This is a genomic window from Teichococcus aerofrigidensis, assembly GCF_054073225.1.
The window spans coordinates 21,709-33,735 of sequence record NZ_JBSXMU010000034.1; the positions used below are offsets into that span (position 1 = coordinate 21,709).

Genomic DNA, 12,027 nt, shown 5'->3' on the forward strand with positions numbered 1-12,027 from the left:
AATCAGCGGGAGGGCACGTTCCAGATGTCCTCCGCGTATTCGCGGATGGTGCGGTCGGAGGAGAACCAGGCCACCCGCGCCGTGTTCAGGATGCTGCTGCGCCACCAGTGCCGCGGCTGGCTCCAGCGCAGGTCGACCGCGCGCTGCGCGGCGTGATAGGCATCGAAATCCGCGCTGACCAGGAAGTGGTCGGCGTTCATCAGGCTCTGGATCAGGCCGGAATAGCGCTCCGGCTCCTCCGGCGAGAAGACGCCGGCCGCCACCGCGTCCAGCACCTCCTCGAGATCGGGCGATTCCCGGATCTGCGCGCGGGCGTCGAAGCCGTCCCGCCGGCGCGCCGTGGCCTGCGCGGCGGTGAGGCCGAAGATGAAGATGTTCTCGGCGCCGACGCGTTCCAGGATCTCGACATTGGCGCCGTCCAGCGTGCCGATGGTCAGCGCCCCATTCAGCGCCAGCTTCATGTTGCCGGTGCCCGAGGCCTCCATGCCGGCGGTCGAGATCTGCTCCGAGAGGTCGGCCGCGGGGATGATGCCCTGCGCCAGGCTGACATTGTAGTTGGGCAGGAACACCACCTTGAGCAGGCCGCGCACCGTGGGATCGCTGTTGATGACGCGGCCGACATCGTTGATCAGCCGGATGATCAGCTTGGCGGTGTGGTAGCTCGGCGCCGCCTTGCCGGCGAAGATCTTCACCCGCGGCACCCAGTCGCGCTGCGGCTGCGCGCGCATCGCGTTGTAGAGCGCGACGGTCTGCAGGATGTTCAGCAGCTGCCGCTTGTATTCGTGGATCCGCTTGATCTGCACGTCGAAGAGCGCGTCGGGATCGACGACGATGCCGGTGCGCGCGACGATCTGCCGGGCGAGCGCCTGCTTCGCCTGGTGCCGTTGCCGGGCGAAGCGCTGCTGGAAGGCGCTGTCCTCGGCGAAGGCGTCGAGACCCTCCAGCCGCTCCGGTTCGTCCAGCACCGCCTCGCCCAGCGTCTCGGTCAGCAGGGCGGTGAGCGGCGGGTTGGAGCGCATCAGCCAGCGGCGGAAGGTGATGCCGTTGGTCTTGTTGACGATGCGCCCAGGGCAGACCTGGTTCAGTTCGGCGAAGACGGTCTTGCGCATCAGGTCGGTGTGCAGGGCGGAGACGCCGTTGACGCGGTGCGAGCCGATGAAGGCGAGATGACCCATGCGCACGCGCCGGCCGTGATGCTCGTCGATCAGCGAGACGGCGGCGAGCAGCCCATCCTGCGCACCCTGGTCGCGCGCCGCCTCCAGGTGCTTGGCGTTGATCATGTAGATGATCTGCATGTTGCGCGGCAGGACGCGTTCCATCAGCGCCACCGGCCAGGTCTCCAGCGCCTCCGGCAGCAGGGTGTGGTTGGTGTAGGAGAAGGTGGCGCGGGTGATGTCCCACGCCTTGTCCCAGGCCAGGCCATGCAGATCGACCAGCAGCCGCATCAGCTCGGAGACGGCGATCGCCGGATGCGTGTCGTTGAGCTGCACGGCCGCCTTTCCGGCCAGGCTGTGGATGTCGCCATGCAGGCGCAGGTGCCGGCGCAGCAGGTCCTGCAGCGAGGCGGAGGCGAAGAAGTACTCCTGCCGCAGCCGCAGCTCCTGGCCCGCCGCCGTCTCGTCGCTCGGATAGAGCACGCGGGAGATCGCCTCCGCCCGCACCCGGTTGGCCATGGCGCCGACATGGTCGCCCCGGTTGAACTCCTCCAGGTGGATCGGGTCCGTGGCGCGGGCCGACCAGAGCCGCAGCGTGTTGATCCACTTGCCGCGCCAGCCCACGATCGGCGTGTCATAGGCGATGGCGCGCACCGTCTCGCCCGGATACCAGACCAGCCGCTGCCGCCCGTCCACGCCGGCTTCCGCCGCCACATGGCCGCCGAAGCCGATGTCGTAGATGATGTTGGACCGCTCGAACTCCCAGGGATTGCCCAGCGAGAGCCAGTCCTCGGGCAGCTCGCGCTGGCGGCCGTCCTGGATGACCTGGCGGAACAGCCCGTGCTCGTAACGGATGCCGTAACCATAGGCGGGGATGCTGAGGCTGGCCATGCTCTCCATGAAGCAGGCGGCGAGGCGGCCCAGGCCGCCATTGCCGAGCGCCGCGTCGGCCTCCTGCGCCGTCACCTCGTCCAGCTCGACGCCGAGGCCCGAGAGGGCCTCGTGCACCGGCTCGGTCATGCCGAGATTGCCCAGCGCGTCCGAGAGCAGCCGCCCGATCAGGAACTCGAGCGACATGTAGCAGACCTGCTTGTGCCCCTGCGCCACCGTCTCGGCGTTGGAGGCGCGCCAGCGGTCCACGATCCGGTGCCGGGTGGCGAGCGTCACGGCCAGGAACCAGTCGCGCGCGCTGGCCCGGTCCGGGTTGGCGCCGACATGGTAGATCAACTGGGCCATGATGTCCCGGCGGAGGCTCGCCGCGTCGTCGGCGCTGGTCACGAGGGTGGAATGCACGGGGCTGTCACTCATGCAGGGTATTCCCAGGGCTGAACCCCATCATGCCAGCAGAGGAAGGGCCGCTGTCCAGCGCCTTCGCGCATCCGGCCGGGAGACTAGCGGGACTGCAACTCACGGTAGAGCGATGCATAGCGCGCCGCGGGGCGGCGCCAGCTCACGTCGCCGGCCATCCCGGCGCGCTGCGCGCCGCGCCAGGCCGCGTGGTCGGCCCAGAGCGCCGCCAGCCGGTCCAGCGCCGCCTCCAGCGCGGGGGCGGAGGGCGGGGCGAACTGCAGCCCGGTCCCGACCCCGGCGGCCAGCGCCATCTCGTTGGCGTCGATCACCGTATCGGCCAGCCCGCCGACCCGGGCCACCACCGGCAGGGCACCGTAGCGCAGGGCGCAGAGCTGGGTCAGGCCGCAGGGCTCGAAGCGGGACGGCACCAGCAGGGCGTCGCAGCCCGCCTGGATGCGATGGGCCAGCCCCTCATCATAGCCGAGCCGGGCGCCGATCCGGCCGGGATGCGCCTCGGCGGCGGCGCGGAAACCGGCCTCCAGGCCGGGATCGCCGGTGCCCAGCACGGCGAGCTGCATGCCGTGGCGGAGCAGGGCCGGAACCGCCTCCAGCACCAGGTCCATGCCCTTCTGCCAGGACAGCCGGCTGATCACGGCCAGCAGCGGCGCGGCGGGGTCCGGCGCCAGCCCCATCTCGGCGCGCAGCGCGGCGCGGTTGGCCTCGCGGCCCTCGAGCCGGCTCGCGTCGTAGGAGGCGGCGAGGTGCGGATCGGTGGCCGGGTCCCAGACCCCGGTGTCGATGCCGTTCAGGATGCCGCTGAGGGTCCGCCCGCGGCTGCGCAGCAGGCCGTCCATGCCCATGCCGCCTTCCGGCGTGCGGATCTCGGCGGCATAGCTCGGCGAGACGGTGGTGACCCGGTCGGCCAGCCGCAGCCCGGCCTTGAGGAAGCCCAGCGCGCCGTAATACTCCACCCCCTCGACCGACCAGGCATGCGGCGGCAGGCCGAGAGCGGTCAGCAACGCACCGGGGAACTGCCCCTGGAAGGCCAGGTTGTGCACCGTCATCACGGTGCCGGGCCGCCCCTCTCCGCCATAGTGCAGATAGGCGGGGGCCAGGCCGGCCTGCCAGTCATGCGCGTGCACGACATCGGGCAGGAAGCCCGGCAGCAGGCCGCGGCCGATTCGTGCCGCCGCCTGGGCCAGGGCGGCGAAGCGGAAGGCGTTGTCCGGCCAGTCCTGCCCGTCCGGGCCGGAATAGGGGTTGCCCTCGCGGGCATAGAGGGAGGGCGCGTCGAGGATGAAGAGGTCGAGCCCGGCGGCGCGCGCCGCCAGCAGGCGGGCGGGATGGCCGAAGAGGCTGTCGCCGAGATCATGCGCCGTCTCGGCCCGCTCCAGCGCGCGCAGCACGCGGGGATAGCCCGGCAGCAGGGTGCGGGTGACGACGCCCTCGGCCTCCAGCGCGGCGGGCAGCGCGCCGGCGACATCGGCAAGCCCCCCGGTCTTGACCAGCGGATAGACCTCGGAGGCGACGGAGAGAAGGCGGAGGCTCATCAGCGCGCTTTGTCGTCCAGCATGTCCAGCATGGGCTGCGTGATCAGGCAGATGCCCTTGTTGGTGCGGCGGAAGCGCCGCGCGTCCAGCTCCGGATCCTCCCCCACCACCATGCCGGGGGGGATCTGGATGCCGCTGTCCACGATGGTGTTGCGCAGCCGCGCGCCGCGGCCGATATCCACGCCCGGCAACAGCACGCAGCCTTCCACCGCGGCGTAGGAATTCACCCGCACCGAGGGGCAGAGCACCGAGCGGCGCACCGAGCCGCCCGAGACGATGCAGCCGCCCGACACCAGGGAGGCGGTGGCCATGCCGCGACGGCCCTCCACATCGTGCACGAACTTGGCCGGCGGGGTCAGCTCGGCATAGGACCAGATCGGCCATTCGCGGTCGTAGAGGTCGAGCGCCGGGACCACCTCGGTCAGGTCGATATTGGCCTGCCAGTAGGCATCCACGGTTCCGACGTCACGCCAGTAGGCCTCGGCCTCCTGGCCGGAATGGACGCAGGATTCGGCGAAGCGGTGCGCGTAGGCGCGGCCGTGGCGGACGATGTAGGGGACGAGGTCATGGCCGAAGTCGTGGCTCGACTGCGGGTCGGCCGCGTCGCGCCGCAGCTGCTCGGCCAGGAAGCGCGTCTCGAAGACGTAGATGCCCATGCTGGCCAGGGCCATATGCGGCCGGTCCGGCATGCCGGGCGGGTCCTTGGGCTTCTCCAGGAAGGAGATGATGCGCCCGTTCGGCTCGACATGCATCACGCCGAAGCCGGTGGCCTCCAGGCGCGGCACCTCGATGCAGCCGACGGTGACATCCGCGCCGCTGTCCACATGCTGCTGCAGCATGCGTTCGTAATCCATCTTGTAGACATGGTCGCCCGCCAGGACGACGATGTGGCGGGGCGCGTAGCTCTCGATGATGTCGAGGTTCTGGTACACCGCGTCCGCCGTGCCGGTGTACCAGCCGGTCTCGGAGACGCGCTGGCTGGCCGGCAGGATGTCGAAGGTCTCGTTGCGCTCGGGGCGCAGGAAGTTCCAGCCGCGCTGCAGGTGCCGGATCAGGCTGTGCGCCTTGTACTGGGTCGCCACGCCGATACGGCGGATGCCGGAGTTCAGCGCGTTGGACAGCGCGAAGTCGATGATGCGCGACTTGGCGGCGAAGAAGACCGCCGGCTTCACGCGCCGCTCGGTCAGCTCCATCAGCCGGCTGCCCCGCCCACCGGCCAGCACGAAGGCCATGGCGGTGCGGGCGATAGGCCCCTCGATCGTCGGCCTGGAGGGCATGGATGGCGAACTCCCCTGAAACATGTCCTGCCAAAGCGCCTGCCCGGCGGCGGTTGCCGGCCACGGGAAGCGATCTTGCCCGTCCCGCACCGGCGGGCGCCGGCGTGGGACGGGAGGGCATTGAGACATGCTTTGCACGGCCGCGCCATGGTGCGTGGCGCAAAAATGAGCCGCGTCGTCGCAGCGGAGCGGCAGGGCCGCGCCGTGCGGGGGGGAGGGGCGGAAGGCTCAGTCGGCGGATTGCACCAGACGCAGGCCGGGCGCCTCGACCTCCTCCGCCTCGGCCGTGTCATTGGCGGGCTCGACGCTGAAGGCGAGGATGCGCTCGGCGGCGTCCACCTCCATCAATGCCTCCAGGATGGTGCGGCGGTCGGGGCCGGGGCGCTCGTCGAGCGCATCGACCAGCAGAGCCTGCGCGACCTGAACACGAAGCTGCACCTCGTGGAGAGAATCCCGGAGATCCATCGTTTGATTGCCTTATGGGGGGTAGCAGGCGCTTTGTACGATTGTGTAAAAATCTCGTCCATTATTATGATTGAGACGCGGCTCATGCCCCGATTGCGTCTCGCCGCACGAAATTCGGATGGCCGTCACGCCTCTCCTGCGAGGGACCGCAGCGGCAACCCGTATCCCCGGTTGCCGCCGGGACCTCATCCGGCCCAGGGCAGCGCGGAGCCCAGCACCATCAGCAGCCCGGCCACCGAGACGCCCCAGGCCAGCGTCCGCAGATAGGGAATGCCTGCGGCGTAGAGCGGCAGATAGGCCAGCCGCGCCCAGACATAGATCGCCGCGCCCAGCGCGCTCGCCGATCCGCCCCGACCGCTCAGCTGGACGAGCAGGACGGCACCCAGGAAGAAGGGGAAGGTCTCCATGAAATTGGCCTGGGCCCGTTGCAGGCGGCCGGCCATGCCGGTCAGCGGCGGCTGCGGCGTGTCCCGGGGGCCGAGCGCCCAGGCCAGGCCGGACTGTCCGCGCGCCGCGGCGGCGGCCAGGACCAGGTGCAACAGGCCGAGCAGAAGGCTCCAGGCCAGCCAACGCAGTTCAGGGCTCATCGGGGAATATCCTGTTCAGGGCAGGGCGCATTGCCGCCATGCCCGCAATGGTTGCATCAAATCTAATAAATTCTAGCGTCCTTAACGGCTTCTTGACCTCTTGCCGCGATTCTGGGCCCAGGGGCGGCCCTGGCCGCACTCCTTCCAGAAGGCGGGCAAGATGACTGCACTTGGCGTTTATGTCGGCAACAATGCGGGTCAGGTCTCGACCTTCGAGAAGTGGCTGGGGCGCGAGGTCGACAGTGTCCACGGCGTCGTCGGCTTCGCCAACTGGAACGACTTCGTCAGCAGCGCCAGGTGGATGGTCAACGACCTCTGGAAGAACACCGACCGCGACATCTTCTGGTCGGTGCCCCTGATCACGCGGGACGCCAACCTCTCCTCCGCCGCCCGGGGCAGCTACAACCAGCACTACAAGTCGGTCGCGGAAACCCTCCTGAACGGCACGCCGGGCACCGACAAGATCCATATCCGCACCGGCTGGGAATTCAACGGCGACTGGTTCCACTGGAACGCCATCGGCAAGGAGCAGGACTTCATCGGCGCCTTCCGCCAGATGGTCACCACCTTCCGCTCGGTCTCCGATCGCTTCGTCTTCGAATGGAACGTCGACGCCGCCTCGGGCGGGATGAACCCGGCCAATGCCTATCCGGGCGACGACTATGTCGACATCATCGGCATGGATTTCTACTGGAAGCCCGAATATGTCGGCAGCGATCCGGTCAAGGCCTTCGAGACCATCCGCGACTGGAAGTACGGGCTGAAGTGGCTCGAGGCCTTCGCCGACGCGCATGGCAAGCCCACCGCCTATTCGGAATGGGGCATCAAGACCGACACCGCCGCGCCCTACATCAAGCTGGTGCAGGAGTGGTTCGAGAGCCACGACGTGGTGCTGCAGGCCTACTGGGATTCCGACGCCGCCTATCCCGGCCGCCTGTCGGACGGCACGGAGCCGAAGTCCGGCGCCGCCTACAAGGACGCCTTCTCCGGCCCGGGCACGGAGGGGCCGGCCGTCGTCACCCCGCCCACGCCCACGCCCACGCCCACGCCCGCGCCCGCCCCGGCTCCGGCCCCGGCGCCTGCGCCCACGCTCCCCGCCGCCAGCGGCGACAGCACCATCACGACCGCCGCCAGCGCCGCCGCCACGCGCAGCCTTCACGGCACCGGCGGCAAGGACACGCTGACCGGCGACGACGGCCATGACGCGCTCCACTCCCATGGCGGCGGCGACACGCTGAAGGGCGGCCGGGGGGACGACACCTATTACATCGGCGCCCTGACCGATCAGGTCGTGGAACTGGCCGGCGGCGGCGTGGACACGGTCTCGACCTGGATCAGCGGCTATGTGCTGCCGGACCATGTCGAGAACCTGACGCTGACCGGCACCGGCTGGAGCAGCGGCACCGGCAATGCCCTGGCCAACCGGCTGATCGGCAACGACAGCCCGAACGTGCTGAACGGCAAGGGCGGCAACGATCTGCTGACCGGCGGCGGCGGCAACGACACCTTCGTCATCGCCCGGGGCGAGGGCAACGACACCATCACCGACTTCCGGGCGGGCAACGGACTGGGCGACGTGCTGCGGCTGGACGGCTTCGCCTTCGCGGACTTCGCCGCGGTCAAGGCGGCGGCGCGGCAGTCGGGCGGCGACACGGTGATCGATCTCGGCGGCGGCCAGAGCGTGACGCTGAAGGGCGTCGCCCTCTCCAGCCTGGCGGCCGACGACATCGCCCTGGTCAACAGCACCGTCACCGCGCCGTCACCGGCCCCGGCGCCCGAGCCTTCGCTCAACCCGCCGTCGCCGCTGCCCTCCGCCACCACGACCTCGGCCGCCAGCGCCGCCTATACCCGCACCGTCTGGGGCAGCGCGAAAGCGGAGACCCTGATCGGCACGGACGGCCACGACCAGCTCGTCTCGGCCGGCGGCGGGGACACGCTGAAGGGCGGCAAGGGGGATGACACCTATGTCGTCTACACCGCCACGGACAAGGTGGTGGAACTGGCCGGCCAGGGCATCGACACCGTCACCACCTGGCTCTCCGAATACACCCTGCCCGAGCATGTCGAGAACTTCGTCGCCACCGGAACCTCCTGGACCCAGGCGACCGGCAATGGCCTGGCCAACCGGCTGACCGGCAATGACAGCCCGAACGTGCTGAACGGCAAGGGCGGCAACGACCTGCTGACCGGCGGCGGCGGCAACGACACCTTCATCCTGGCCCGGGGCGAGGGGCATGACATCGTCACGGACTTCGCCAGCGGCGACAGGATCTCGCTCCAGGGCTTCGGCTTCTCCGACCTGGGGGCGGTGAAGGCGACGGGCCGCCAGGTGGGCAACGACGCCGTCTTCGACTTCGGCCAGGGCGACGGGCTGACGCTGCGCGGCGTGCAGCTGGAGGCGCTGAAGGCGGCGGATTTCGGCTTCAGCGCGAGCGCCGCCGCCGAGGCCCCCGCGCCCGCACCCGCGCCCGCACCGGCCCCCTCCACCGGCTCCTCCGCCCCGGCGGCCGGAACCGCCTCGCTGCCGCTCAGCGCGGAGCCGGCGAAGTGGTTCTACGGCACGGCCAGGGCCGAGAGCTGGACCGGCACCGCGGGCGCCGACGGCTACAAGTCGCTGGGCGGGGGCGACACCATGCGGGGCGGGGCGGGCGACGACACCTATGTCGTCTACAGCGCCACGGACAAGGTGGTGGAACTGGCCGGCCAGGGCACCGACACGGTCACCACCTGGATCGACGCCTACACCCTGCCGGACCATGTCGAGAACCTGATCTTCACCGGCACCTCCTGGTCGAAGGGCACCGGCAACGCGCTCGACAATCGCATCATCGGCAATGCCGGCAACAACGTGCTGGACGGGCGCGGCGGCAATGACGTGCTGACCGGCGGGGCCGGCCGCGACACCTTCATCGTCAACAAGGGCATGGGCCATGATGTCATCACCGACTTCCAGGCGGGCGTGGACCAGCTGCAGCTGAAGGGCTTCGGCGCGGAGGCGACGGTCAGCCAGGCCGGGCAGCTCCTCACCATCCAGGATGCCGGCGGCTGGACCAGCCACGTCACCCTGCTCGGCGGCGTGACGCTGGGCCACGGCGACTACGTCTTCGCGTGAGGCAGGGAGGCGCCGCCGCCTCCCTTGCTCCTTCCCTGGACCTTCCCACCGGCGCGGCATAACGTCGCGGAACAAGAACGAATCCAGGGAGGGTCCGATGATGATGTCTCGCAGGGGCGTGGCGCTGGCCGCCGCGCTCTGTCTGTCGGTGGGGATCGCCGCGCCGCGCGCGGCGGCGGCGCAGGAGGCCCGGGGTGGCGAGGCCGTGGTGGCCCGCGCCGTCGATGCGCTGACCGAGGCCATGCTCAAGGTGGACCGCGCCCGGCTTGCCGCCCTGACGGCCGAGAAGCTGAGCTACGGCCATTCCGCCGGCCGCATCGAGAACAAGGAGCAGTTCATCGCCTATCTCGAATCCAAGGCGAGCGCCTTCACCCGGATCGAGCTGAGCGAGCAGACCATCGACCTCGCCGGTCCGAACGCCATCGTGCGGCACCTGATGGTGGGCGAGACCGTCTCGCCGGCCGGCCAGACGACGCCGGTGCGGATCGGCGTGATGCAGGTCTGGCAGAAGGACGGGAACGACTGGCGGCTGCTGGCGCGCCAGGCCTTCCGCCTCTGAGGCCGCCCGCCTCTGAGTCTACGGGGGGAGGGGACGGGTCCCGCCCCCTCCCGCCTCAGCCCCGCCTCTGGCCGATCAGCCGGGCGATCACCATCAGCACGATGCCGAGCGTGATCACGCCCGAGGTCGCCGGGTCCTCGCGGATGACATCCATCACCGTCTGCGGGATCCAGAGCAGCACGTCCCACCCCAGCAGCCGGGCCGCCAGGCCGAGCGCCACGAGCAGACTGCCGATGAACCAGAGCCGTGCCGCCATGCCGCCTCCCCAGGGCGGGCGGCGTCATGCCGCCCGGCCGGGGGTCTAGCACAGCCGCCCCGGCCGTGCTCAGCCCTGCGTCAGCGTGCCATCCACCCGCCGCCAGAGGCCGAGCGGATTGCCCTCCCGCAGCGACGGCGGCAGCAGCGCCGCCGGCAGGTTCTGGTAGCAGACCGGGCGCAGGAAGCGCTGGATGGCCAGGGTGCCGACCGAGGTCGAGCGCCCGTCCGAGGTGGAGGGGTAGGGCCCGCCATGCACCATGGCATGGCTGACCTCGACCCCGGTCGGGTAGCCGTTCACCAGGATGCGGCCGACCCGGCGCTCCAGCACCGGCAGCAGTGACCGTGCCGTCTCCAGATCTCCCTCGTCCATCTGCAGCGTGGCGGTGAGCTGGCCTTCCAGCCGTTCCGTCAGGGCCAGCACCTGCGCCATGTCGGTGCAGCGGATGACCAGCGAGGCGGAGCCGAACACCTCCTCCGACAGCGCCGGATCGGCGATGAAGTGCTCCGCCGTGGTCTCGAACAGCGCCGCCTGGCCCTGCATCTCGTCGCCGGCCTGGCCCTCGGCCAGCTTCCGGACGCGGTTGTTGCCTGCCAGATGCCCGACGCCCTCGCGATAGGCCTTCAGGATGCCCGGCGTCAGCATGGTCTGCGCCGCGGCGCCGGAAAGCGCCCCGGCCGCGGCGGCGGTGAAGCGGTCGAGGTCGGGCCCGTCCAGGCCCAGGATCAGGCCGGGATTGGTGCAGAACTGCCCGGCGCCCATGGTGAGCGAGCCGATGAAGTCGCGGCCGATGGCCTCGGCCCGCGTCTTCAGCGCCTCCGGCAGCAGGTAGACCGGGTTGATGCTGCTCATCTCGGCATAGACGGGGATCGGCTCGGGCCGGGCGGCGGCGGTCTGCATCAGCGCCGTGCCGCCGGCGCGCGAGCCGGTGAAGCCCACCGCCTTGATGCGCGGATCGGCGACCAGGCCCTGCCCGACCACGGCGCCCGAGCCGAAGAGCAGGGAGAAGACGCCTTCCGGCAGGCCACAGGCCCGCACCGCCGCCTGGATGGCGCGGCCGACCAGCTCCGAGGTGCCGGGATGCGCCGAATGCGCCTTCACCACCACCGGGCAGCCGGCGGCCAGCGCCGAGGCGGTGTCGCCGCCGGCGACCGAGAAGGCCAGCGGGAAGTTGGAGGCCCCGAAGACGGCGACCGGGCCGAGCGGGATCATCCGCAGCCGCAGGTCCGGGCGGGGCAGCGGCTTGCGGTCGGGCAGGGCGGGGTCGATGCGCGCCTGCTGCCAGCCGCCATCGCGGATCTCGGCGGCGAAGAGGCGGAGCTGGCCGACCGTGCGGCCGCGCTCGCCCTCCAGCCGGGCACGCGGCAGGCCGCTCTCGGCCATGGCGCGGACGATCAGCTCGTCGCCGATGTCGAGGATGGCCTGGGCGGCCGCCTCCAGGAAGGCGGCGCGCGCCTCGGGGGCGGTCTCGCGGTAGCTGTCGAAGGCGGCCCAGGCCAGGGCGCAGGCGCGCTCCACATCCGCCGCCGTGCCGCCGCCGAAGGCGGGCTCCATGGGCTGGCCGGTGGCCGCCTCGACGGCGCGCACGGGCCTGTCGGTGCCGCGCAGGGCCGTGGCGCCGATCAGCATCTCGCCGGTGATGGGCATGGACATCTCCCCCTTGGGCCGCCGTGTTGTACGATGACCATACGCATGGGCGAGAATGGCCGGGAAATCAAGTGCGGTCCGCCGCCGCCCCCCCGGGGGCATGGCCGGTCAGGTCCAGCCCCAGGGTGAT

General features: G+C 70.7%; 9 protein-coding genes. 2 read left to right on the forward strand and 7 right to left on the reverse strand.

What is annotated here, in order from left to right; all coding sequences use genetic code 11:
* Window positions 1–2 precede the first annotated feature (2 nt).
* The 5 genes from ACVMLK_RS09775 to ACVMLK_RS09795 all read right to left on the reverse strand — a co-directional run bounded on the left by ACVMLK_RS09775 (window position 3) and on the right by ACVMLK_RS09795 (window position 6,323).
* A complete protein-coding gene (locus ACVMLK_RS09775) occupies window positions 3–2,462 on the reverse strand; it encodes a glycogen/starch/alpha-glucan phosphorylase (RefSeq protein WP_198366027.1) in 2,460 nt (819 codons plus the stop codon).
* A gap of 83 nt (window positions 2,463–2,545) precedes the next feature.
* Complete coding sequence (glgA, locus tag ACVMLK_RS09780) at window positions 2,546–3,994, reverse strand: glycogen synthase GlgA (RefSeq protein WP_457486290.1); 1,449 nt, start codon at window positions 3,992–3,994, stop codon at window positions 2,546–2,548.
* A complete protein-coding gene (gene glgC / locus ACVMLK_RS09785; RefSeq protein WP_198366029.1) occupies window positions 3,994–5,271 on the reverse strand; it encodes a glucose-1-phosphate adenylyltransferase in 1,278 nt (425 codons plus the stop codon). The genes glgA and glgC overlap by 1 nt, the downstream gene beginning before the upstream one ends.
* Before the next feature lie 228 nt (window positions 5,272–5,499).
* Window positions 5,500–5,736, reverse strand: coding sequence for a hypothetical protein (locus ACVMLK_RS09790; RefSeq protein WP_198366030.1), 237 nt, complete (start codon window positions 5,734–5,736; stop codon window positions 5,500–5,502).
* Window positions 5,737–5,921: 185 nt separating this feature from the next.
* Window positions 5,922–6,323, reverse strand: a complete 402-nt coding sequence (locus tag ACVMLK_RS09795) for an MAPEG family protein (RefSeq protein WP_198366031.1) — start codon at window positions 6,321–6,323, stop codon at window positions 5,922–5,924.
* Window positions 6,324–6,483: 160 nt separating this feature from the next.
* Between ACVMLK_RS09795 and ACVMLK_RS09800 the strand changes: the two genes are divergently transcribed.
* Window positions 6,484–9,435 carry a glycosyl hydrolase gene (locus tag ACVMLK_RS09800; protein ID WP_457486291.1) on the forward strand — a complete coding sequence of 984 codons (2,952 nt, stop codon included), beginning with the start codon at window positions 6,484–6,486 and terminating at the stop codon, window positions 9,433–9,435.
* Window positions 9,436–9,532: 97 nt separating this feature from the next.
* A complete protein-coding gene (locus ACVMLK_RS09805; protein ID WP_198366033.1) occupies window positions 9,533–9,994 on the forward strand; it encodes a nuclear transport factor 2 family protein in 462 nt (153 codons plus the stop codon).
* Window positions 9,995–10,049: 55 nt separating this feature from the next.
* Here the strand turns inward: ACVMLK_RS09805 and ACVMLK_RS09810 are convergent, their stop codons facing one another.
* Both ACVMLK_RS09810 and ACVMLK_RS09815 read right to left on the reverse strand, forming a co-directional pair.
* The gene (locus tag ACVMLK_RS09810; RefSeq protein WP_422921678.1) at window positions 10,050–10,250 is read right to left on the reverse strand and encodes a hypothetical protein; all 201 of its coding nucleotides are present in this window, start codon (window positions 10,248–10,250) and stop codon (window positions 10,050–10,052) included.
* 69 nt (window positions 10,251–10,319) lie between these two features.
* Window positions 10,320–11,897 carry an aldehyde dehydrogenase (NADP(+)) gene (locus tag ACVMLK_RS09815; RefSeq protein WP_457486292.1) on the reverse strand — a complete coding sequence of 526 codons (1,578 nt, stop codon included), beginning with the start codon at window positions 11,895–11,897 and terminating at the stop codon, window positions 10,320–10,322.
* Window positions 11,898–12,027: the final 130 nt, after the last annotated feature.